The organism is Hallella faecis (genome assembly GCF_018789675.1).
In the GTDB taxonomy this organism is placed as follows: Bacteria; Bacteroidota; Bacteroidia; order Bacteroidales; family Bacteroidaceae; genus Prevotella; species Prevotella faecis.
This window is the reverse complement of record NZ_JAHKBE010000034.1, coordinates 1-24,105: the sequence shown is the minus strand read 5'-3', so window position 1 is coordinate 24,105 and position 24,105 is coordinate 1. Positions and strand designations below refer to the sequence as shown.

Annotated in this window: 21 protein-coding genes; 13 read left to right on the top strand and 8 right to left on the bottom strand. The window is 56.7% G+C overall.

The features are described 5' to 3' along the window. Nucleotides 1-41: 41 nt before the first annotated feature. Genes KM934_RS08665 through KM934_RS08640 form a run of 6 tightly spaced genes read right to left on the bottom strand, consistent with a single transcriptional unit; the run spans nt 42 to nt 3,811 of the window. The gene (locus KM934_RS08665) at nt 42-2,438 is read right to left on the bottom strand and encodes a BT4734/BF3469 family protein (RefSeq protein WP_252344952.1); all 2,397 of its coding nucleotides are present in this window, start codon (nt 2,436-2,438) and stop codon (nt 42-44) included. Then, on the bottom strand, nt 2,431-2,616 hold the full coding sequence (locus KM934_RS08660) for a hypothetical protein (RefSeq protein ID WP_215760221.1): 186 nt from the start codon (nt 2,614-2,616) through the stop codon (nt 2,431-2,433). The genes KM934_RS08665 and KM934_RS08660 overlap by 8 nt, the downstream gene beginning before the upstream one ends. A gap of 17 nt (nt 2,617-2,633) precedes the next feature. Continuing rightward, complete coding sequence (locus KM934_RS08655; RefSeq protein ID WP_215760220.1) at nt 2,634-2,789, bottom strand: hypothetical protein; 156 nt, start codon at nt 2,787-2,789, stop codon at nt 2,634-2,636. 12 nt (nt 2,790-2,801) lie between these two features. After that, complete coding sequence (locus tag KM934_RS08650; protein ID WP_215760219.1) at nt 2,802-3,200, bottom strand: hypothetical protein; 399 nt, start codon at nt 3,198-3,200, stop codon at nt 2,802-2,804. 10 nt (nt 3,201-3,210) lie between these two features. Next, nucleotides 3,211-3,504, bottom strand: a complete 294-nt coding sequence (locus tag KM934_RS08645) for a hypothetical protein (protein WP_215760218.1) — start codon at nt 3,502-3,504, stop codon at nt 3,211-3,213. A gap of 19 nt (nt 3,505-3,523) precedes the next feature. After that, entirely contained in the window at nt 3,524-3,811 is a 288-nt protein-coding gene (locus tag KM934_RS08640) for a hypothetical protein (protein ID WP_215760217.1), read from the bottom strand. 743 nt (nt 3,812-4,554) lie between these two features. On the opposite strand from KM934_RS08640, the gene KM934_RS08635 reads away from it, so the two are divergent. The 11 genes from KM934_RS08635 to KM934_RS08585 all read left to right on the top strand — a co-directional run bounded on the left by KM934_RS08635 (nt 4,555) and on the right by KM934_RS08585 (nt 18,744). After that, nucleotides 4,555-5,010: an HU family DNA-binding protein gene (locus KM934_RS08635; RefSeq protein WP_215760216.1), complete on the top strand. Its 456-nt coding sequence runs from the start codon at nt 4,555-4,557 to the stop codon at nt 5,008-5,010. A 41-nt stretch (nt 5,011-5,051) separates the two neighbouring features. Beyond that, nucleotides 5,052-5,528 carry an HU family DNA-binding protein gene (locus KM934_RS08630; protein ID WP_215760215.1) on the top strand — a complete coding sequence of 159 codons (477 nt, stop codon included), beginning with the start codon at nt 5,052-5,054 and terminating at the stop codon, nt 5,526-5,528. 37 nt (nt 5,529-5,565) lie between these two features. Then, nucleotides 5,566-5,664: a smalltalk protein gene (locus KM934_RS08625; RefSeq protein ID WP_215760214.1), complete on the top strand. Its 99-nt coding sequence runs from the start codon at nt 5,566-5,568 to the stop codon at nt 5,662-5,664. Between the two features lie 320 nt (nt 5,665-5,984). After that, nucleotides 5,985-8,435, top strand: coding sequence for a TonB-dependent receptor (locus KM934_RS08620; RefSeq protein ID WP_215760213.1), 2,451 nt, complete (start codon nt 5,985-5,987; stop codon nt 8,433-8,435). A 1,117-nt stretch (nt 8,436-9,552) separates the two neighbouring features. After that, entirely contained in the window at nt 9,553-10,107 is a 555-nt protein-coding gene (locus KM934_RS08615) for an immunoglobulin-like domain-containing protein (protein ID WP_215760212.1), read from the top strand. 115 nt (nt 10,108-10,222) lie between these two features. Then, nucleotides 10,223-11,608: a hypothetical protein gene (locus tag KM934_RS08610; protein ID WP_252344951.1), complete on the top strand. Its 1,386-nt coding sequence runs from the start codon at nt 10,223-10,225 to the stop codon at nt 11,606-11,608. Next, nucleotides 11,605-12,048, top strand: a complete 444-nt coding sequence (locus KM934_RS08605) for a hypothetical protein (protein ID WP_215760211.1) — start codon at nt 11,605-11,607, stop codon at nt 12,046-12,048. The genes KM934_RS08610 and KM934_RS08605 overlap by 4 nt, the downstream gene beginning before the upstream one ends. Before the next feature lie 183 nt (nt 12,049-12,231). Continuing rightward, nucleotides 12,232-13,716, top strand: a complete 1,485-nt coding sequence (locus KM934_RS08600; protein WP_215760230.1) for a hypothetical protein — start codon at nt 12,232-12,234, stop codon at nt 13,714-13,716. Between the two features lie 3 nt (nt 13,717-13,719). Continuing rightward, complete coding sequence (locus tag KM934_RS08595) at nt 13,720-17,196, top strand: hypothetical protein (protein WP_215760210.1); 3,477 nt, start codon at nt 13,720-13,722, stop codon at nt 17,194-17,196. Between the two features lie 26 nt (nt 17,197-17,222). Further along, nucleotides 17,223-17,816 carry a hypothetical protein gene (locus tag KM934_RS08590; protein WP_215760209.1) on the top strand — a complete coding sequence of 198 codons (594 nt, stop codon included), beginning with the start codon at nt 17,223-17,225 and terminating at the stop codon, nt 17,814-17,816. 274 nt (nt 17,817-18,090) lie between these two features. Continuing rightward, a complete protein-coding gene (locus tag KM934_RS08585) occupies nt 18,091-18,744 on the top strand; it encodes a hypothetical protein (RefSeq protein ID WP_215760208.1) in 654 nt (217 codons plus the stop codon). 19 nt (nt 18,745-18,763) lie between these two features. On the opposite strand, the gene KM934_RS08580 is transcribed toward KM934_RS08585, so the two are convergent. Both KM934_RS08580 and KM934_RS08575 read right to left on the bottom strand, forming a co-directional pair. Then, entirely contained in the window at nt 18,764-19,963 is a 1,200-nt protein-coding gene (locus tag KM934_RS08580) for a GH25 family lysozyme (protein WP_215760207.1), read from the bottom strand. A 1-nt stretch (nt 19,964) separates the two neighbouring features. Further along, nucleotides 19,965-20,924, bottom strand: a complete 960-nt coding sequence (locus KM934_RS08575) for a hypothetical protein (RefSeq protein ID WP_215760206.1) — start codon at nt 20,922-20,924, stop codon at nt 19,965-19,967. 88 nt (nt 20,925-21,012) lie between these two features. Here KM934_RS08575 and KM934_RS08570 point away from each other — a divergent pair, with 88 nt between their 5' ends. Continuing rightward, the gene (locus KM934_RS08570; RefSeq protein ID WP_215760205.1) at nt 21,013-22,314 is read left to right on the top strand and encodes an MATE family efflux transporter; all 1,302 of its coding nucleotides are present in this window, start codon (nt 21,013-21,015) and stop codon (nt 22,312-22,314) included. A 165-nt stretch (nt 22,315-22,479) separates the two neighbouring features. Further along, nucleotides 22,480-23,826: a citrate/2-methylcitrate synthase gene (locus KM934_RS08565; protein ID WP_215760204.1), complete on the top strand. Its 1,347-nt coding sequence runs from the start codon at nt 22,480-22,482 to the stop codon at nt 23,824-23,826. Nucleotides 23,827-24,105 lie beyond the last annotated feature (279 nt).

Sequence of the window (24,105 nt, the reverse complement as noted above, 5' to 3'; positions counted from 1 at the left end):
ACCTTAAAGTGAAAAAGTGAAAAAGTGAAAAAGTGAAAAATTCAACTAACCAACTTTCGATATGTGTTCTTCGCTATGCGCTCTATCCACCCAGCCTTTTTCCAATTGCAAAGCAACTGCCTATTAGACTTGTAGGATGACCCTTTGCGGCGAGCGGCAATCGAAGAGAACTCAAACTCATCGGGCAGCGAAGCGTAAAGAGTTGCAGGGATAGACAGTTTCCGCTCATTGGTGACCACCTTCATCTGCTCCTCGAATGTTTCCCCGAAGAAATGGGTTTGCTTGTCAATCACATAGTTGGCGATGAGCGCAGCGAAGCGGCACACGTTCTCGGTCTCGCCGCCCTCGAGGATGGAGGCCACCACGCCCGCACGGAAGCCAATCACGGCGGCGCGCTTGCGGTAGGTGTCCTTCACGAGGTCGCCATCGGCCATGGCCTCGAGACGCTTGCTCTCCACCCAGTCGCCAATGGTGGCGCGAAGCTGTGGCGTGTCGACGAAGCCCAATGCGCTTTTCAGGCGTGTTACCGACTGCTCAATGATGTCGGTGCAATCGGCCTCTATTTCCGAAACTTTGGGCATGGCGGCGAAGGCGTTGTCGGGCATCTCGGCGAGAATCATTCTCGACGACAGGCCGTTTTCGACGTTATCGCCCTTGAAACATTTGCGCAACGAGCCGTAGGTGCCCAGCATGGTGATGTTATAGGCTACCTCCACCAATCCGCTCTCGGCTTGGTCGGAGTTGTAGTCCTGACCCCACTTGCCGTTATCGAACGCCAAGCGGTACACATCGAACTTTTGCGACCACGACCCCGCGCCATTGGTTTTCAAGAGTGTGTCCAATTCCTCGCCAAACGAGTAGAGGCAATGGCCGTGCGCGTTCTTCAATCGCTTCAACAACGTGGAGCACGAAATGGTGACGGGCGGATTGCGGATGATGACGTGCGGGTCTTCGGGCGCTTTCTCGTTTGCCTTGCGGCCTTTCTTCTCCTCCTTCCATTTCTCCTCGATGGCTCGCTGCTTGTCGTCGTCCTCCTCCATTTGTCGCAACCACAAGGCTACACGCTTACTGCACACGCTCTTGCCCGAAGCTTGCGGACCTACGATGATGCTCATCAGCCCGAGCCGTTGGTTGCCACCGTCGCAATACTGCACGGTAACGGCATCGGCGTAGGCGGCAGCAAGGGGCAGCACGGCGCAAACAACAGGAAAGCGCATGTTCTGCGGCACGCCGTTGAGCGTTTCCTTGATGCCTCGAGGTGCCACCTCCAACAGCTCTTCCTCGAGCTTGGCTTGCGCCTCGGCCTTGGCTTGCGCTTCGGCCTCCTCCTGCTCAATGTCGACCTCCTTGCCCTCGTTCACCATGTCGGCCTTGTGCGAGCGGGCGTAGAGCCGCGCCAAGCGTTGCGACATGGGGCGGTTGGGGTCGGTGTACTTGTCGTAGAAGTCGTTGATGAGTTGCTGGCAATTTTGGTCTTGCGAGAAGGTGGGCATGAAATGCTCCACCACCTTGCGCATGGTGCCGATGGGCATGAGCCGTGTGATACCCGTTGAGAGCACCGCCACGAGGTTGTTGTGGCGTGAGCCGTAGCGGTCAATGTGATCGGCTTTGAGACCCGCCTCCTTGCACGTCTCGGCGAAGAGCGATAGGTCGTCGGGCGTGGCCTCGGTCAATAGTTGTTGGGCAGATTGTCCCAAATTACTTTCAGCAGGAACAGGTCCAGCGCTCCCAGACTCAGGATGAGAAATAGTGACATCATTTGCGTTTTTGTTGGTTTTTGTTTCGGGTTTCTTAGCGGCACGCCGTGTGGGTGCCTTGGCGGCCTTCTTGGCTTCGGGCGCAGCCCACCCAATGCTCTTTTGGTAGGCGGCGGCAAGGGTCTCGTCAAACAAGATGGTGTCGTCGCGGTAGAGCACGTAGTCTTTTGGTACGGCGAAGGAGCAGCGTGCGGGGTCTTTGCAAACATCGTCGAACACGGGGAGGCCGAGCCGCTTCGCCATGCGCTGCTGGGCGTGGGCAATCTCCAACCCCGAGGGTATGGCAAACACAATGCGGAGGCCACGGCCTGAGGGGGTAACGTGGGCGAGGGCTATGTTGAGCTTCTTGGCCGTCGGCGCCCATTTGGCCCACATGCCCCGTGGGTCGTTGATGTGGTCGATGTCGAGGATGGAGAGGCCGCTCGGCTCTGCCGATGCGTTGTGGCGGTGACCGTCGGCAAAGTGAGAGTGGAACATCAGGGCAGGGAGCTTTATCTTCTGCTGCTGCTTGTAGGTTTCATACTCATCCTTGCTGAACTCGCCACGTTTCAGCTTCTCGTCAGCGTCGAGGAGGTCGGCGCAGATGGCGGCCACCTGTGGGTCGGCAACGATGCGGTCTAAGTCGGCCGCCGTGCAAACGAGCGTTGCCCGTCTGCGTGCGTTTTCGGTAAAATCAAACATGGTGTTGCGGTTGTGAGAGTTTTATATATTCGTGGACAAGAGCGCCCTTCACGGCGTTGATAGCCACTACCAGTTGGGGTAGGCTAAAGGGTCTTTCCTTTTTCGCCAAGACCTTCAAGGCTGCGCTGAGCAACTCCTGGGTGAGCTCTTTTGCTTCGGTTATGTCATTCTCGTTCATGTGAAATTTGTTTAAGGTTATTCCGCATAAAGTTTGTTTTCAAAGTTCACGAGCGCAAGCGATATGCTTGCAATGCCCGTCTTCTTGCCGCGCTTGCTAAGCGCACCGGCGATGGCTTGCGCGAAGAGGTTGGTGAGCTCTTCCACTTCCTTTTCTAATTCTTTATCTTCCATGTTATTTGCGGTTTAAGGGTTCGTTGTGTCAGCGTCCTCTTGCTGATTGTTTCTCTTGGCGAAATATTGCTCAGCGAGCTGGAGCGTAATCGTGTCCTTTGCTGAGTTAATTGCCACTATGATTTGTCCAAGGCTCAAGCCCTTGTCGGCTTTAATAATGATGTCGAGAATGGCGGGCACCAGTTTCTTGGCAATTTCCGCGGCCGCTTCAACTTGCTCCTCGGTCGTGCTTCCTTCGTTCGAGTTCTCTGCGCTAAGGGCCATCGCCATGACGCTCTCAACGCGGCTTATGGCGGCGGGGTAACATATCGAGGGCGGGCGGTTGTCGCAAGCGGCAAGGTGGTCGTCGAGGGCGGCAAAGAACAAATCGTAGGCTCTGCCTACTTCCTTTCTAAAATGATCTGCATTCATGTTTGGGTAGTTAAGTGTTGCTTGTAATGAAATCGACCGCTTGGTCGGTCTCGTCGAAGATGATGTTGCAAGCGTTGGGCGCTTGCGCGCGCTTGATGCGGAGCGAGAGGGCTATGGAGTCGTCGCAGATGCGGCAGCTTGCGTGCTTGGTGCGGAGCACCTTGCTTCGCTTGCGCTCGGTTTCTTGCCATGGGTGGAAGATGAAGGTGTCGCCATCCACCCGTTGCAACGATCCCGCCACGCGCTTCCTGCCAGCGGTTATGCGCACATAGTCCTCGTCGCTGATGTGTAGGTTGAAGTTCATGAGGTTAATGGTTTTGAGGTTAGTAGATGGTGGCCACAGGCGTTAGCTCCTCGGCGGTGCAGTCCATGTAAGCCTTGCCGTCGTGCTCCTCGGTGCGGAAGCGGAGCTTGGCGCAAACGGCCTCGCCCACATGGGGCGGATTGGTGGCGTTCTTGCCGAAGAGGCGCACCTTGAACGAGTCGGCGTAGTCGGGCGAACCCATCTCGCGGAGCACCGCATCGGCGCATGTTACTGACTGACCGGGGTTCTTGCGGCTCTCGAAGCTCTGCACAGTCCCCAACTGCTTGACAATAAAGATTCCTGTCATGTGTGGTGTACTATTAAATGATAAACATTGTGTTTTTTCTATTTCCTAACTTTAACTTTTCACTTTTTCACTTTTTCACTTTTTCACTTTTACCACTTCTTCATTAGGATTTCTGAAAACATTGCAAAATTATATATATAACCAATACGCTCCAAGTGATTTAATAGTTATTTATCTACATTAACATACGTTTGCATTGTGTTATAGGATGTATTATTTTCTGTCAGGCGCACGCACGCGAGGGCGCGTCTGGTCTCCGAGGCTCCTCCTGCCAGTTGCGTCAGCCCACGACCATCGCTCAACAGCTCCAAAACCGCAAATGTGGCGAAAATGCCGAAAAGTGACAGATTGAAACAAAAAACACGAAAAACGCAACGAAACGAAAGGTGCTTAAAATCAGCTATATAATTATAATATATATATAATACTTAGTATTATTACTTGGTAATAATATTTATATTATAATTATATAGCTGACCATGGGGATGGGGAGGGTTCCCGATGTGGGAACGACCTTAAAGAGAAAAAGTGAAAAAGTGAAAAAGTGAAAAACCGAGCGCAAAGCGCTCCTCCCATCTTAGATTTCCCTCTTGAACGATATGTCAATAAGTGTTGCTTATCTAAGATGGGCAGCCGTTAACTTCCGTTAACGTTGAAAAATGGCGTTTTTTTAGATTATTTCTTGCATAATTAAAACGAGTTTTATACCTTTGCGGCAGTTACATCAAACACTACGAAAACGCATGAGCATAAAATTCAGAGCCACCCGCATAGGGATATTGAGCAGCCCCAACTTGGGCAAATGGTACGCCAAGATGGTGCCCATCGGCACCATCACGAGCGAGCAGCTGGCAGAGGAGGTGTCGCACATGTCGACGGTCACGCGGGCGGACATGCTGGCCGTGCTCTGGTCGTTGGCCGAGGTAATCCGCCGCCACCTGCTCAACTCTGAGATTGTGCACGTGGACGGCCTCGGCTCGTTCCGCGTGGGCTTCCGCTCGAGGGCCAAGGACAGGGCCGAGGACGTGTCGGCCGACGACATCTACGGCCTGCGCGTCGTGATGACGCCCGAGCGCAAGTTTCAGCAAACGGGCGTAACCGAGCGCAACGGGCGAACGGGCTACTTCACGGGCGAGCTCATACGGGGCGCGGAGCTATCGAGCGTCAACGCGCCCACCATAAAGCAGACCTATAGGTAAAAAGATATATGTTTAACTAAAAAATTCAGGAGGACAAAACTATGAGTGTACGTTATCGCAAAGTACAGGAGAAGCGCGAGGGCAACAAGAACTACGGCAAGTGGTATGGCCGCGCCGTTGTGCTCAACAACGTGAGCACCAAGGAGCTGGCCGAGGAAATAGCCCACTCCACCACCGCAACCTACGCCGACACGCTCGCCGTGCTCAACGAGCTCTCTGTGGCGCTTCGCCGCCACCTGCTCAACTCTGACCGAGTGGAGATTGAGGGCATCGGAGCCTTCAAGGTGGGCATCAAGTCCGCGCCTGCCAACACCTCGGCCGACTTCGGCGCGCAGAACGTCAAGGGTTACAGGGTCAACTACCAGCCCTTCAAGCGCTTCGTGCCCAACGGACAGGTCACCGACAGGAACCGCCGCGCGGGCAACTTCGTGATGAATCTGCTTGAGGGCGTGACCGTTCAGGAGGCTCCCAAGAACTTCGTGACCGACACGAAGACTGTTACCGACCCCAAGGCCTAACCAAGCCCTAACCCTTAACCCTTAGCCATTCTGAGCCATGAAAAAGGAGAAGTGGAAGACTCTGCTCAACCTCATCGTGACCATCATCACCGCCATAGCAGCCTCGCTTACCACGCAGAGCTGCATGGGGGTGTAGGCCACGGAAGAGGCGCAGAGGCGAGCATCCATTGAGACGCATCGTTTTTCTTCATATATTAGGTTAGATTGTTAGATTGTTGGTAGATTTGTTTTACGCTACTGTTTTTCATGAGGTGAGCGCCGGTTGCAGCGATGCAATCGGCGTTTTTGCGTGCGGCAACTTTTTTACATTTAACATTTAACATTTAACATTAAGGTGGTTGCCATGGTTGTTGTTGGAGGGAGGGTAGGGGGCGGCTGCCCATCAAAAGGCTGCGCTCCGCTAATTCCTAACAAATGAGGATTGCCCGACAGGCGAAATAGCCGTACCTTTGCAGCATGAAAAATAGAGAGCAACAACACACAACTTTTTCAACCCTCCCCCTGAGGCATCGCGCCGTGGCTGCGCTGGCCTTGGCCCTGGCCGCCTCGGCTACGGCGGAGGCAGACGTTACGAACCCCGCCGACACATCCTTGGTGCGCGATCTCGACGAGATGATTGTGGTGAGCCAACCCAAGGAGCAGTACCGCATGCGCCAGCAGCCCGTTAGCTCCTCGATGTTCTCGGGGCGGCAGGTGGAGGCCTTGGGCGCCAGCGACTTGCGCGAGCTGTCGGCCTTCGTTCCCAACTTCACGATGCCCGTCTACGGCTCGCGCTACACCTCATCGATGTATGTTCGCGGCATAGGCTCGCGCGTCAGTTCGCCCGCCGTGGGCATCTATGTGGATGGCGTGCCGCTGATGAGCAAGTCGGCCTTCAACCACCACTTCTACAACCTTCTGCGTGTGGACGTGCTTCGCGGTCCGCAGGCCACGCTCTACGGCCTGAACAGCGAGGGCGGCCTGGTGCGCCTCTACACCCGCGACCCCATGGCCTACCAGGGCACGGACCTCAAGGTGGGCGTGGGAAGCCATTTGAGGCGCAGCGCTGAGGTGGCCCACTACCATAAGGTGAACAGCCAGTGGGCCTACTCGGTGGAGGGTTTCTACGACGGCCAGAACGGCTTCTACAAGAACCCCACGACGGGCGAGCGCGCCGACAGGAGCAACGAGGCGGGCGGCCGCCTGAAGCTGGTGTGGCAGCCGTCGGAGCGGTGGGACGTGCGCTATGTGGCCGATTACCAATATGTGCGGCAGAACGCCTTTCCCTACGGCCTCTTGGACGACGCCGGCCACACCGCCCCGCCCAACACCAACCGGCAGAGCAACTACCGCCGCAACCTGCTGACCACCTCGCTCAGCGTGGGGTTCAAGGCCAACGCCTTCGACCTGACGTCGACCACGAGCTACCAATATGTGAAAGACTACATGCTGATGGACATCGACTACCTTCCCGCCGACTTCCTGCGCATGGAGGAGCGGCAGTTCCAGAACGCCATGACGCAGGAGATCGCCCTGAAGAGCCGTCGCCCCGTGGCCGACCGCTGGCGCTGGACGCTGGGCGCCTTCGCTGGGTTCACGTGGTTGAAAACGGGAAGCCTGGTGCATTTCGACCCCGGCATGGACACGTTCTTGGGCAACACCGTGCAGGGGGCGATGTATAACGCCATGGTGAGCTCCATGGCTGGGCGGTTCATGGCCAACGGCATGACGGCCGACGCCGCCACCGCCATGGCCAAGGCCACGATAGAAAGGGCGGGCGGCGTGAGCGTGAGCGCCGACATGCGCGACGTGCCCGGCAGCTACCACACCCCGACCTACAACTTAGGGGTGTTTCATGAGTCGAACATCGTGGTCACTCCGCGCCTGACAGCCACGGTGGGCTTGCGTTACGACTGGAGCAAGGTGGCCATCAGCTACGACACCCATGCCGCCATGCAGATGCTCGTGAGCGTGATGGGGCGCGAGATGGGCGCCACCATCAGCTCGGCGCTCCGCGATGAGCGCCACAACCAGTGGGGCAAGCTCCTGCCCAAGGTGGGGCTGACCTATCGCCTCGACGAAGAGGGCAGCAACGTGTATGCCGTGGTGAGCAAGGGCTACCGCGCCGGCGGCTACAACATACAGATGTTCTCCGACATTATGCAGGTGGAGCTCGAGGCCAACAGCTCGCAGCGTGGCGACTACGACGTGCCCCACACCAAGGCCGACTATGACCGCATAGCCCATAGCATAGCCTACAAGCCCGAAACGAGTTGGAACTACGAGGTGGGCGCCCATGCCAACCTCTTTGGCGGCAGCGTGCAGGCCGACCTCTCGGCCTTCTTCATGCGCATTCGCAACCAGCAGCTCTCCGTAATGGCCAGCCGGTATGGCTTTGGCCGCACCATGACCAATGCGGGCAAGAGCAACAGCTGCGGCGTGGAGGTGGCCCTTCGTGGCAGCGCTTTGGCCGACCGCTTGGCGTGGACCGCGAGCTACGGCTACACACGCGCCGTGTTTAAGGAGTATAAGGACAGCGTGTCGGCGGCAGGCGCCGTGGCCGTGACCGACTATGAGGGCCGTCGCGTGCCGTTTGTGCCCGAGCATACCGTGGCCGCCTCGGCCAATTACACCCTCCCCGTGGCCTCCCCGTGGCTGCATGGCGTTACGGTGGGCGCCGACGTGAGCGGACAGGGCAAGACCTATTGGGACGAGGCCAACACCAAGAGCCAACGCTTCTATGCGGTGGTGGGCGCCCATCTGGCTTTCGACATGGGGCGTGTGGAGGTCGACCTGTGGGGGCGCAACCTCACCAACAACCGCCATCAGGTGTTTGCCGTGAACAGCGGCGCCACGGGCAGCAACCTTTGGTTTGCCCAGCGCGCCAACCCCATCCAGGTGGGCGTTGACCTGAGATGGAAGCTATGAGCTTCTCGGGGTGAGAGATTCACGCTCAGACGCGGCCGCTCGGCTCTGCCGCTTTGGCTTCCCCCTTCGGCCGCTGAGCTAAACCTTCGTCAGAAAGAACAACGAATTAACGAGACTCGGCGAAGCCCCACCGACCAACGGGAGGTAATTGATATAATCGTTTTACGATTACCAATTTGAACGAATTTAGCTAACGCAATTTGGAAAAATTCGAAAATTAGGGAAATTCGTTGTTACGCCGTCTGAGGCTAAATTAACTATTCGTTGTGAAAGCTGTCAGACGCCAGAGCTATTAGGGTGATACGCCCTTCAAATCACTCCAAATGTGGAATGTTCCCCCAATAGGAAGAATGCCAGTCGGGTTAGCGGGGCGTGATGCCCCGTGCCGACTGGCATTGTTTTATGAGTATGCAACGGCTCTACGCCATTCCTCAGTGGTCAGTTGTGCGTGATGTGCGTCTCTATCCCAATGTGGAATCAATGGGTTTGAACTAAGAGCGTTAAAAAAAACTCCATCATAGAGAAAAAAAACCTCCTCAAGGGGGTGATGTTCTCAGGTTTTATGTTTATCTTTGCCACGTCAGATGGAGATTTGTTTGATTTTAGAGTAACGCTAAGTTGAGCGGAACTTCATGCGTGACTAATGTTAGGCAGGCAGATATTTACTGTGGCTTATCCGGTTCGCCATACCTTATTTCTGCAGTTGGTGTGACGTCTTTTGTTGCTGCTTCCATCAGTGGGAGGAGTACGTGAGTACGCTATATGTCGAAAGACATGAAGATAGATATAAGCGTAGCGTTGTGGCAACAGGTTGAGCTTCAACGATTTGCTTTGAGATAAAAATAGAGTTTCTCGATTTAATGAATAGGAGGGGAATGCGATGGTGAACCCAAAGATTATACTCGTCAATGCAATGGCATTGGGCTTGATTCTGTTTCTTTCAATGCAAACCACTTGTGCTGCTTGCAACCCATCAATGGCCATTCAGCAAAAGAAAGTGGCAACTGTTGGCAAAAAGAGGGTTGCCATTAGCAAAAAGAGAGTTGTCAAGAGCAAGAAGAGAACCTATCGCAAGGCTTCGGCGCGTAAATATTCGCATAGGGAACTGAACGCCATTATGCGGATACTTGAGCGGAAGTTCCTGTCGGAAGACAAGACCCCGGCCTTGCGAAATGTTGTTGGATTTGGAATGGGATCCAACTCCATTGATGTTGCGCTCCGTTGGAACACGAAGGAGAAGCAGCAGGAGTTTCGTAGGCAGATTTACAACTCGCCCGCCATCAGGTTTGAGGGCAAGTTGGACCCTATCATCGACAACAGGGAAGGCGTGAGCACCTACCAAGGCATCTCCCTCAAGGCGGAGAAGCCTTCCTATCCATTGGGCACCACGGAGATCAGATTCACGATTACCAACCATAGTGGCGAAGAATTTGTGTATGGCGATGCCTATAGCATCACGGCCCAAGGAGCGGATGGCAATTGGTTTGTTGTGCCCACCGATTGCTTGTTCACGGCCATCGGTCATGTTTTAAGCGATGGTCAAAGCGGCACCATCACGGCCCATCTTTTTCCCGATATTCTTCCCAACAAACCAGGCGTTTACCGCTTTTTTTATAAGGATAGCATAGGTGGTGAGAAGGTGCCTTTCATGGCAACCTTTGAGTTGAAGTGAATGGTGCGCCCTACCGTTTCCGCCGCTTTTATGGTTTTTTTACTCCCTCGTTCGGTCAGTTTCGGCATTTTTTTATAAATTTGCAAACTAGCAATCCGAAAGACAGTAACAAACGATGATGAAGCATATTGCATACGCAGCCCTTTTGGCGCTAACCCTGACGGTTGCCAGTTGCGGCAACGGACCGAGGAAAGAGTTGAACAAGCTTTTGTTGGAGTTGGCCGATGCCGACCAGACCATCGACGGCAACGATTGGCAGAAGATAGCCCACTTCTTGGACCGCAACAAGCCCCATTTCAAGGAGTTTTACGACCATGGCCAGATCGACGTGGACGATGTGGAAGACTATATCAGCGATTTCTTTGAGCACCGCCGGCCCAGCAAGCACATCGCCTTCCAGGGCATTGGCGCCAAGCAGCCCACGTTCCACATCTATGTGGAGCGCAGCGGATCGATGGCGCCCTACGACAGCAAGGATGGCGACGGGTCGTTCCGCGCCGCCATCATGGCGTTGCAAAACAACCTGCCCGGCACGGCCACCATCGACAGTGTGGGCGAGAAGGGCTACACCAATTTCCAACAGATCTTCGACCAGATACTCAACCGCACCAACGAAGACCAGGTGAGCATCCTTGTGACCGACCTCATCTATTCGGTGAAAGACATGCAGGGCGTCAATCCGCAGCGTGTGTTCAGCGAGATAGAGGGCATGACCAACGCCGTCTTCAAGAGTGAGGTGAAGAACAAGTCGATGCTCGTGGTGCGCATGATGGGATCATACAACGGCCCCTATTATAGCTACGACAACAGCGTGAAGCCCTTTGCCGGGCGCCGTCCCTATTACATCATCATTGTGGCGTCGAACACCAACATGGTGCGGCTCACCCACGACGCCACCCTCCGCACCTTTGCCGACATGGAGCGCATGAGGGGCTACGACAACATGTGCCTCATGACGGCCAACGACATCTACAAGCCCTACTACTCGTTGCTGCTCAGCAACCGCGACGTGCGCGGCCGCTTCCGCCCTGAGCGCGGGCAAGACACGCAGATACGAAGCCTCACCGGTGTGGAGCCCGACCGCAACTCGGGCGACATACAGTTGGCCTTGGCCGTCGACCTTAGCCATCTCCTCATCGACCAACGCTACCTCACCGATGTGAGCAATTATGAGGTGAAGGCCGACGACGACGTGCGCATCAAGGAGATACGCAAGATAGAGAAGGCCGACATGACCCCCGCCGAGAAGAAATATCTCGGCACGGCCACCCACATCTTTGTGTTGCAGGCCGCAAGCATAGGGCACGGGCAGGAGGTGGAGATCAAGCTCCTCAACCGCATGCCGCAATGGATTGGCGCCGCGTCGACCGACAACGACCTCACGCCCGACGCCAACACCACCTTCGGCCTGAAGTATCTGCTGGGCGGCATCTACGATAGCTACAACCGCAATGCCGACGATCACTATTACTTTGAACTCGAATTAGTACTGGATAGATGAAAAACGCATTTTGCCTGGGCATGGGAGTGTTTATAACACTGGTGTTCCTGCTCTTCCCCTCGTGGATTTTCGAGGCTGGATATTACGAGACCGAGTTTTCGAACGAGATGTACAATGAGAACCTCTACCTCGTTGTGGCGGTTATCACCGCAGCGGTGGCATGGGGTGGCGCAGCCCTGTTCTATTATGTCGTCAACAGCGTTAGCTTCAGCCGTTGGTACCACTGGCTTCTCACCCTGGGGGTGGCGTCGGTGCTGACAACGGTGGCGTGCTACGCCTATCCCAACAGCGTGTTCTCGGAGCTGGGCTACGATTTCTCGTCGCAGTTGGTGGGCTTCTGCCTCATCGATTTCCTTGCGGCGGTGGCGCTCTTCGTGGTGGCAAGCTTCGCCATGCGTTGGTGGAGTTCCAACTGTCGCCACACGCCCATCCCCGAGTAGGGGCTTGCACACCACACATGAGCCAGTTAAGCTGGCCCGAATGAGTAATCGGGGGGAACGATGGGTGTGGCATGCCGTGGCTCTCTCTCCCCCCAAAAAACATCGAACGAATATATAAGATATATGCGATTGTTTCTATTCCTTGTAGGAGGCACGGGGTCGCGTGTGATGCGCCCGCTGATCATGCAGTTTGCCGCAGGCATACACCCCATAGACGAGGGCGGACAGCCCCAACCCTTGGAGGTGATACCCATCATTGTGGATCCCCACAAGGCCAACGAAGACCTGAAGCGCACGGAGAACCTGCTGCGTTGGTACAGGTCGATCAGGAAGGCGCTCTATGGCGAGCGCCCCGATGTGACGAAAGGCTTCTTCTCGGTGAAGATGTCCACCCTGAGCGATATCCTGCCCGCGGGGTCGCCCCTGAGCGACACGTTCCTCTTCAACCTGGGAACGGTCGAGTCGAAGAAGTTTCAGGACTTCATATCCTACAACACGCTCGATACGGCCAACCAAGCCCTGTGCTCCATGATGTTCTCCAACGACCAGTTGCAGACCAAGATGGACATCGGCTTTGTGGGGTCGCCCAATATCGGGTCGGTGGCCCTCAACCAGTTTAAGGACAGCGAGGAGTTTAAGCAGTTCTCCAATGTGTTCCAAAAGACCGACCGCATCTTCATCGTGTCGTCGATCTTTGGCGGAACGGGCGCCGCCGGCTATCCCATCATTGTGAAGAACATACGCAACGCCGCCAGCAACGCCGCCATCAACAACCGGGGCGACCTGCGCGACGCGAAGATTGGAGCGCTCACCGTGCTGCCCTATTTCAATGTGCAGCAAGACGAGAACAGCCCCATCTCGCGCGCCGACTTCATCTCGAAGACCAAGTCGGCCCTGTTCTATTACCACGATAACCTCACGGGCTTGCGACAGGGAGGCGTCGACTTGCCCCTCTCAAAGATCAACGCCTGCTACTATCTGGGCGACGAGGTTCCCTCCACACCCTACTTCAACGATCCCGGAGGCAACGGCCAGCGCAACGACGCCCATGTGGTGGAGTATGTGGGCGCCTTGTCGGTCATCGACTTCCTCTGCATCCCCGACGACCAGTTGGTGACGCGTGGAGGCAACGCGCTGAACCCCATCTACAAGGAATACGGACTGGCCAACGACAAGCAGACCCTCACCCTCAACGACTTTGGAGTGGGCACGCGCCAGATGGTCAACAAGTCGATGGCCAAGTTCTTCTTGGCTTACCAGTATATCACCAACCAGTTTGGAAAGGATGTGGGGCGCGGATACACGCAAGACAAGCCCGAGATAACCCGCGGCTTCCTCTCCACCAGCTTCTATAATACGCTCACCGCCGACTTCTTCGTGGCCTATCGCACGTGGCTCAGGGAGCTGTCGGGCAACCAGCGCAGCTTTCAACCCTTCAACCTGCTCACCTCGCAGATGGCCGACGCCATCAATGGTGTGGCGCCCAAGAAGGGATTCTTCTCAGGAGAGGTCAACTACAAGACGTTGCTGAGCGCACTCAACAAGGGGTCGCAGGCCGCTGCCAAGGCCGGACGGTTCCAGATGAACGAGACCGCGTTCCGCTTCTTCTCTCTGCTCGATGAGGCGCTCGATGGCCTCGTCGAGGAAAAGTACAACGGTTTAGTATAAGTCATGAGCAAGATACTTTCATACAATAAGAAGACGTCGGGCGAGGGATGGATAGCCCTCACCAACCAGTATAGTGCCGACGAGATCAACATGATAGAGGACCCCAACGGTGGGCTCTCGGTGCAGCCGCGCACGGCCATCCCGTCGCCCTTCGCCCAGATGGACCTGGTGAAGAACGCGTTCCGTAGGTTGGCGATGGATGCGAGCCTCAATGGCGAGCTGATGGACGAGAAGTTGGTGGGCAATGCGCTCGACGTGGCGCAGCTCTTCTTCAACCTGCCCGAGTTGTCGACCACGTTGCATGTGGTGGAATGGAGCAAGGTGGCCGCCCTCCAGATGTTGGCCAGCGACCCACGACACCAACTGCTTGGCGACACCATAGCCATGTTCTTGGAGCAAGACAAGGAAGCGTTCAATTTCGACCGCATGGACCGATTGTACTTCCTCATCTGTGGCAACCAAGTGGTGGGATGCACATCGCCCGTGACGCTCTTCATGGCCACGCCCAATGCGCGCCCTGGCCAGTTTGCCATTCCCGTGGAGCAAAACGTCAACCTCTTTGAGCTTACACGCCCCCTTTATATGCGCGAGCCCAAGTTTGTGAAATGCCTCTACGCCCTGTTTACCGCCTATCCTGAGCTGAAGAACCTTTGTGGTGAGGTCAACGCCTATCTCATCACCTGCTTCGACAGGCTCACGCCCCAGTTGCAGCAAGCCATTCTCACCGATATTGGCAATCCGAAGGCCATGGACCTTCCCAGCCAGGATCGCGCCATGCAGTTTCTCACCACCCATTTCGCCCCGGCCGATGGGGGCATACAGGCGCTTGGCGTGCCGTTTTATTGCGCACGCCCCACCGATATCCTCAAGGCCATCCAAGAGAGCGACTTCCTCATCGAGCCCACCCTCAAGCCCGAGGGCGAGCGGTTGCCGTTGGTGTTGCAGAACCAACTCAACGCACCGCAGACCGACCCCTTCAGGTATATCACCGCCAACTGGGACGATCTTATCACCATCAAGCCCGCCGACTATGCCATGGAGCCCGAGAAGCGCATCCTGCCCGCCACCACACATCAGTATCCGTGGCTCACGGCCGACGACTTCTTCCAGCCTGCGCTCATCAAGCTCGACTACACGATGGACCGCGATTGCTTCTTCGACGGCAACCTGTCGTTGGGCAGTAGGGAGACCGACGCCAACGACTTCCTCTTGCCGCTGAGCAAAACCTACTTCAAATACTTCACCACGCAAGACCTCATGGGAACCATTGCGGGCCGCCCACGCTTCGAGATGGTGCACACCAAGAACGGACAGCAGGAAACGGTGAAGGCCATTCTGCGCGTGCCGGTGAAGAAGGCGGGGCACTTCATCACCCTGGAGCGCACCTATGTGCCCGCTGTGGGGGTCGACATGCGTTACGATGCCGTGGGCGATCGTGGCTATTTCCTCACCGTGCCCTTTGCCATGAGCATTTTCCCCTTTGTGAGGACCAGCGACCTCAAGCAATACAACATCCAATTGGTGGATCGCGCGTTGGGCCTGTTGGAGAACTACCATCTGCAATTGGCCTTCCACAAGAGCGAGGCCAACGCCAACGGCTCCACACAGGTGGAAGCCATGAAACGTTCGCGCTCGCTGAAGAGCGAGAAGCGTGTGGGCGCCGACTATTACCGCTTGTCGGAGGGCTTCGATTATGTGTCGGTGACGCTTTCCGATGAGCGCCAGGCGTGGGTGTGCGAAGGTGTGGTGTGCCCCCGATGGCCCATTTATGTGGAGGGCCACGATGCGTTTACCTTTGCCGTCGACTTTGGAACGACCAACACCCATGTGGAGTGTATGCGCCAGGGGCAGATGCCCGAGCCGCTCGCCATCCGGTCCGACGCCAAGCAGCGCTTGTTGGCCACGCTCTACAATGGCGAGCATATCCTCTATGACGTGATCATGAAGCAGGAATTCCTGCCCAAGAACATCGGTGACGATTATGGCTTCCCACAACGCACCGTGTTGTCGGAGACCGATCGCCTCGACGCCGAGAACGTCGACGAGATGGTGGCCTTGGGCGACGCCAACATCCCATTCACCTACGAGAAGGAATCGATAGGCTATGGCAACCGTGTGGTGCCCAACCTGAAGTGGTCTACCGAGATCGCCACCTCCAAGCGTGTGCGCGCCTATCTCACCGAGCTGGCCTTGCTCATGCGCACCAAGGTGCTCCTCGAGGGCGGCGACATTCGCAAGACGCGCCTCGTGTGGTTCTACCCATTGGCCATGAAGGTGGGCAATGTGCGCAAGTTGGGCGACATGTGGCGCAAGACCTTCCAGGAGGTGTTTGGCTTCGAGCCCGACGAGCATAACCTCATACAGATGCCCGAGTCGGTGGCACCTTATTATTTCTATAGGGGCAGCAGCCAGTTTCGGGGATCGGCCTCTACCGTGGCGTCGATCGACATTGGTGGAGGCTCGAGCGATGTGGCCGTCTTCGAGTCTAACGCGCAGCAGCCCACCATCCTCACCTCGTTCCGCTTTGCGGCCAATGTGCTCTTTGGCGATGGCTTCTCGGAGGTGCCCCATGGCGACACCAATCCCATGTTGGTGAAGTATGTGGATTATTTCCGACGCCTCTTCGATGCCGACGACGACCGTTATGGCGAGTTGAACGGCATTCTCGACGACATCATGGCCAAGCGCAAGAGCGAGGACATCAACGCGTTCCTCTTCTCGGTGGTCAACAACAAGGCCGTGGGAGGCAACGATGTGTTCTCCTACAACTTGCGGCTCAACGAGGACGGAAGGCTCAAGGTGGTGTTCATCTATTTCTACGCCGCCCTCATCTATTACGTGGCGCGCCTCATGCACCATCGCCATTTCGACAAGCCGCGCTCCGTGATGTTCTCCGGAACGGGATCGAAGGTGCTCGATATCGTGGGCGGCAAGCGCGACCTCGACCTCATCTCGCAAGCCATCTTCGAGCGTGTGTATGGCGAACCCTACGACGCCGATGGCTTCTCGGTGGTCATGGAGCGCAAGGAGCCCAAGCAGATCACGTGTCGTGGCGCCTTGATGCAAGTGCGCGACGCCAGCGGGTGCGTGAGCGTTGACCAGCTCAACCGGCTCATGGATGGCATCGACAACCAGGTGAAATACAACTATTCGGCCATCGACAAGGAGCATCTTTGCTATGCCGACATGGACGACGCCTCGGTGCGCCAACAGTTGGTGGAGGCCGTTCGTACGTTCAACGATTTCTTCTGCCAGTTGTGCGACGACCTGCATGTTGTCGACCGTTTCTTGGTCGATAACCAGAGTCTGGCCCGTTTCAAGCAGTTGGTCAACAAGGATCTTGAGCACCACTTGGTGAACGGGTGGAACTTCGTCAATAAGAACGAGACCGATCGCAACGCATCCGACAAGATAGAGGACACCGTGTTCTTCTATCCCATCATCGGAAGCATACGCGATAACCTGATAGAGAATCTGTAACGACCTGATAGAGAATAGGAAACACTATGTTTGGAAACAAGCGATATGTCACGGAGGAACAAGTGGCCGAACGGCTCCAACCGTTGGAGGACCGAATGGCCCAACTCGAAAAAGTGATCGAAAGCCAGGCTCTTGTGTTGGAGGAGCTGCGCGCGGCGTTGGAGGAATGGAAGGGTAGGGCGGAGGCCCTGTCCGGCGCGCCCCTTTCCGATGCGCCCGCTTCGACCGACGTTGCTGCCTCAGCCGCAGCTTTCGCAACCCCATCGGCTACGAAGGCGAATGCCGCAGGGACCCAACGCCACGCGCCGTCAACATGGTTCTTCTCCATGCCCACCGCCGAGGGTGTGTTCCCCGAGAGCACCCCACAGGAGGAGGTGGGCAAGAGCATCTACCAGATGCGCACTGAGGATGGCGTGAATGGCCATTTCGTGATGCTCTCCACGCCCGACGCCATTGCCACGGCGATGATCAGCGTGAGCCAGTTTGTGAAGCCCGTGTGCCGCATCGAGGGCAACACCCATCGGCAGCCCCAACGCATCGAGACGCTCGACGAGGGCGTGGTGAAATGCGACGAGGGCGTGTGGCGTGTGGTGGCCAAGGCCACCGTGCGGTTTGTTTGATGGCCTCGCTTGTTCATATCCGTTCATGTAAAGAATCCTTGCTATGGAAGTGAAATGTCCGAGATGCCGATTCCGGTTTGATATGCCTCTCACCCCTGGGGTCAACCAGTTGCAATGTTTTTGCCCCCGGTGTGGCATGCCTTTTTCCTACGACCTGACCGATGCGCCCGATGCCGAGGAACTACAAGGGGCTACGGACCAACCGTCGGCGTCTAATCCTACGCCGCCTCCCCCACCTGTCTCCTCCGCGCATCCTCGTTCCGTCCAAAGCAACATGCGTTCTGGCAACAACGCCAGCGCCCCATCCGGCAACGGGCGTGAGGGTGGCCCGTGGCATGGAGGCGATCGGTACGCCCCATTCGACGATTGGCAGCCTTGGCCCCATAGGCCACAACGCCCGTCGGGCGCTTCTCCGCGCGGTGGGCAAATGGTGCCTCCGCCGCCTCCCACACCCGAGGGTAAAAAGAAGGGGTGCTGGCATAGGCTATGGGTGGCAGCCCTGTTTTGCGCCGTGGTGGGCGTGCTGGTGGTGCGCTATTGCGAGTCGCAAGACCAATATGTGGCCCCCGACATGAATGTGGCCGATGCGCCCAACCGCCAAGGCGCTCCACGCGACTATGTGGCGAACGCGGACGATGCGCCCACCGACTCGTTGCCCGAGGGAGTGGCCGAGATGGATGAGCAAGTGCCCGAGTGGGTGGAAGGAACATGGCATGCCGCCACCGACTATGGGGGCATTACCGTTACGGTGGAGGGAAAAACCATCAGCGAGACGACCGATGGCGAGACCTGCAGGGGAACTTTCATATATCACGACGACGCCCTTTATTGCGACTTCGGCGACGACAACGTGTTTGTGTATAGGCTTTACCCTCATAAGCATTGCATCGACGCCGGAAACGGCATCCTCATGGAGAAGGTCGAATGAAGTTGGTTTTTGTGGGCGGTTAGCGTTTCCGCACGGTTGTGAGCCATTGCTTAAACTCCCTCTCGTAGCCGTTGAACACGTTGATGTCGACGGTGCCGTGAATGCCCGCTACGTGCCCATCGGGCGCCAACTGCCATATCCATAGCTTCACGTCGGGCTTATACTCGCCATAGCGCGCTATCCATACGGGGTAGTTGTGCTTAATGTCGGGTGCCGCGTCGAGGTATCGGTTCACAAACGTCTGGCTCACGTAGAGAATGGGTTGCATGCCTGTTTGTTGCTCCACTATCTGCAACCAGTTGCGCACACGCTTCCACATGCCGACGGCTCCGCCCATCTTCTCCACTTGCGAGGGGTAGGGCTCCAGGTCGAGCACGGGGGGCAGGTCGCCCTTGCGTATGTGCGAGTGTTTCAGGAAATGGCGCGCCTGCTCGGCTCCCGTCGACCTATACGAGAAGAAGTGGTAGGTGCCCACGGGGTAGCCATGTTGGCGTGCGGCTTGGTAGTCGGCCGCATAGTAGGGGTTGCGAATGCTGGTTCCTTCGGTCGACTTGATGAAGATGAACGACACCTTGTAGTCGACTACCCCCTGAATGTTTTTTTTCGATAGCGTGCCGAGGTGCGATATGCGCAGCCGCTTCCAGTCGATGGAGTAGCGCTTGCGCCCCTTGCCGTGCTGGTATTTGGAGATGTCGATGCCGTAGATGCGGTCGGAGGTATAGCTCAGTCGTTCACCCTTATACACGTCTTTCTTCCATTCGCCTACCCTGAAGAATCGGTGCTGCGAGGAGAATCCGAACCCCGTTCGCTCATCGTTTTTCCATTGTCCTTCGTAGTAGGTTCCGTTGTTGTCGTGGTAGGTGCCATAGCCTTGCGCCGTCAGTCGCTGGCTGAACTCGCCCTGGTACACGCCCGCTGAGTCGCGTCGGGTGCCACTCACGATCGTGTCGTGGTCCCACACGCCCTCGATGAGTCGCCCCAACGAGTCGGTCACCTGTCCCTGTCCTTGTCGCAACCCGTCCTTCCACTGTCCGCTGTACGCCACCGAGTCGCCCATGTAGAGCACGCCCAGTCCGTTGCGTTTGCCATTGGCGGTTTGTCCCTTGTAGACGGTGTTGCCCTCCTTGAGGGTAACCACGTCGTTGCTGGTAATGTCGCAGCCCCATACCGAGAGCAAGGCCGCGGCCACGCTTATATGTCTAACAATCTTGCAAAACATCTTAGTTGCGGTTCACTTTATTGTTCGATATCACCCCCATGAACCGTCCGTGGCTTGAGAACACTGGACAGCCGTTGGGCGCTAACAACGGCGGGATGTCGTAGCTCACACCCTTCGTGTATCGTCCCGGCACCAGTAGGGTAGTGAGGGTGGTGTCGGTGGCGCATAGCTTCACGGCAAAGATCTTCTTGGTGGGAGCCGACGCCAAGGGCGTGTTGCTCACGGCATAGGCTGCCCACGGCTTGGCGTGGTCGAGGGTTCGTAGGGTCATCGACCGCCCCAGTTGTCCGATGGGCGTGACGATGGGCTCACAGGCCGCGCGCTGCACCCGTCCGTCGCCATCAGCCCACGCCACCTGGTAGTGTCCCACCCTGATGAGGCGCGCCTTCTTCTTGGGTTGGTGAGCTTTCAGGGCCTTGTAGATGGCCGCCAGCGAGTCGGTCTCTCGCGCCTGCTCTATGGCGTATCGGGCAATGCGCTGGTAGCCCTCGTCCTGCACGCCATGGCATCGCAGGTAGTATTGCAACTCGTGGCGCTCGGTGGTCTTGCGTTGAAGCAACGCGCCTAACGAGTCGATCTGGTTAGCGATGAGCTGCGGCAGACTGTCGGCCACGAGCCACGCCCCTTGGTCGGTATAGGACCTGCCCTGTTGTATGGTGAGCACGCGCCCGTTGCAGCTGGGCCACCACCAACGCTTGTTTACCCACACCCCTTGGGTGTGTACCGTGTCGGAAACGATGATGAGCGTGTCGTGGTCGGTCACCAGGCATAGGTTGGAGCGCCCGTCCACAAAGCAAACCGACGCCCGCATGTTGCTCTCCGACGCCGGCAACAGTCTCACGCCCAGCCACACCAGGACGGCCACAAGCACGAGGGCGCCACCCGTCAGCGGCCAGTGGCGCCAAAGGGTGTGGAGCGGTGAGGAGCGATGAGGCTTATGGGATATGATATTCTTGTTCACTGTGTTTTCCCTTTCTGCCTGCAAAAATACAAAATTTTCCAATATGCGATCATTGGTTTCTTATCTTTTTGCTAACTTTGTCATTATCATGAAATGGAACCAAACCGATCGCGAGATTCTGCGTCTTGCCTTGCCTTGCATCGTGAGCAACATCACGGTACCCTTGTTGGGTCTTGTCGACCTGTCTATCGTGGGCCATATAGGCTCCGCCGCCTATATCGCCGCTATCTCCGTGGGCACCATGATCTTTAGCGTGATGTATTGGACGATGGGCTTTCTCCGCATGGGTACCAGTGGCCTCACGGCGCAAGCCTATGGACGCGATGATGCGGGCGGTGTGCGCCGTTTGCTACGCCGCGCGTTGCTCATGGGCTTGGGGGTGGGTGTGCTGTTCCTGTTGTTGCAACAGCCGTTGCTCCAAGGCGCACTATGGCTCATCGGCCCATCGGAGGCGGTGGCGCCCTTGGTGGCCACCTATTATCATATAGTGGTGTGGGGCGCGCCCGCCATGCTCGGCATCTATGGCCTCACGGGTTGGTCGGTGGGCATGCAGTCCACCCGCATCCCCATGTGGGTGGCCATCTTCCAGAACGTGGCCAACATCGTGGCTTCGCTCGTCTTCGTGTTTGCGCTCCATTGGGACATCGTGGGTGTGGCCCTGGGCACGCTCCTGGCGCAATGGAGTGGCTTCCTGTTGGCCCTCCTCCTCGTTGCGCGCAAGGTGCGCGAGGTGCCCAAGCGCGTGCCGTTGCCTCGTGGCGCTTCTCATTGGCAGGCCGCGCGTGGCGATGTCGACATCTTTCTGCGCACCCTGTGCCTCGTGGCAGTCAACCTCTCCTTCACCACCTTTGGCGCACGCCAGGGCGACCTGCTGCTGGCGGTCAACACGCTCCTCATGACCTTCTTCACCCTCTTCTCCTATATCATGGATGGCTTCGCATTTGCCGGCGAGGCCCTTTCGGGCAAGGCCTATGGCGCCTCCGATGGCGTGGCGCTGTGCCGTGTGGTGCGTCGGTTGTTTGCGTGGGGATGGTTGTTAGTGGCGGCCTTCACGTTCGTGTATCTCGTGGGGGGCACGAGTCTGCTCACCCTCATCACCAACGACGCCGGGGTGGTGGCCGCTGCCCACCGTTACCTGTTCTGGACGTGGCTCATCCCCGTGGCGGGTGTGGCGGCCTTCGTATACGACGGCTTGTTTATCGGCCTCACCGCCACGCGCGGCATGCTGGTGTCGTCGTTGGTGGCCGCCGCCTTCTATTTCCTCTTGGCCTTGTCGTTGCTCGGCGTGGTGGGCAACCATGCCCTATGGGTTGCATATTTATGCTTCCTGTCGATGCGTGGAGGGGCGCAATATGCAATATGGAAATGCAAGATTATCGCAAAAGTATAGATTATTGTTACTTTTCCTGTTATACGACAAGAAAATTGTGTCAAAATGATAATTATTTTGCGCAAACGGCTTTCGGTTTGAAATCTTTTTCTTAATTTTGCGAGCACAGAAGACATTAGTGTATATTATTCGCCAATGGAGCAAGTATAATTAAAGCGTAAAAAGATGAAGAAAGAATATTTGATTTACAAACTGAGCGACGAAGTGAAGAACTCCTGCAAGATTCCCCGTGAGGCGTTTGGCGAATATGGCGTGAAGCGCGGCTTGCGCAACGAGGACGGATCGGGCGTGCTGGTGGGCCTCACCAATATAGGCAACGTCATAGGCTACGAGCGCGACGACGACGGCACGCTCAAGCCCAGCGCCGGAAAGCTCTATTACCGTGGCTATGAGCTCAACGACCTCGTGGAGCCCTTGCTCCATGAGAAGCGCTTCGGCTTCGAGGAGATCGCCTACCTCTTGCTCTCAGGCCAGTTGCCCGACGAGGAGGAGCTGGCGGCGTTTCGCGAGCTGCTCAACGACAACATGCTGCTCGACCATCGCACCACCGTCAACATCATCGACCTCGAGGGATCTAACATCATGAACATTCTGGCGCGTAGCGTGCTGGAGATGTACACCTACGACCCCAACCCCGACGACATCTCGCGCGACAACCTCATGCGGCAGTCGATAGAGCTCATCGCCAAGTTTCCCACCATCATCGCCTACGCCTACAACATCTACCGCCACTCGGTGCAAGGACGCAGCCTCCACATACGCCATCCGCTGGAGGGGAAGACCATCGCTGAGAACTTTCTCTATATGATCAAGCACGAAGACTACACCGAGCTCGACGCGCGCATGCTCGACCTGCTGCTCATCATCCAGGCGGAGCATGGCGGAGGTAACAACTCCACGTTCACCGTGCGCGTCACCTCGTCGACCCGCACCGACACCTATTCGAGCATCGCCGCAGGCATAGGATCGCTCAAGGGCCCGCTCCATGGAGGCGCCAACATCAAGGTGGTCAACATGTTCCACCACCTCAAGGAGTACATCAGCGACTGGAAAAACATCGACGAGATCGACACCTATCTCTACCGCCTGCTCAACAAGGAGGCCTACGACAAGTCGGGACTCATCTATGGCATCGGCCACGCCGTCTACACCATGAGCGACCCGCGTGCCGTGCAGCTCAAGAAACTGGCGGGCGAACTGGCCAAGGAGAAAGGGCGCGAGGAGGAGTACGAGTTTCTGAAGCTCATCGAGCAGGAGGGCGTGAAGTGTGTGACGGCCTTCCGCAAGAGCACCAAGCCCGTCTGCGCCAACCTCGACTTCTACAGCGGCTTCATCTATGAGATGATCGGCTTGCCCGAGGAGATCTACACTCCCATCTTCGCCATGGCGCGCATCGTGGGATGGACCGCCCACCGCATCGAGGAGCTCAACTTCGAGGGACGCCGCATCATACGACCCGCCTACAAGAATATCCTCAGCCCCAAGGCCTATGTGCCGCTGAGCGAGCGCTAAGGGAGGGTTCGCAATGTTATACCCCTGAGGCCATCGCCGTAGGCGGTGGGCCCAGGCGGTGCTCAACATGGGAGCGACCTTCGTTCAAAACTAAAAACACCCACTAACACAGGGAATGTTACGAATTTTGGTGAAAAAGTTGTGTCGCGATTTCGCTCAAACCAGCGACCATAATCACCGTTTTTATGCGATGGAAATTCCGGAAATGAGCCACCGTGTTGCGAAGAGGGTGTGTCAAAACTAAAATGACTACTCTTCAAAGTTACAGATTATAACTAT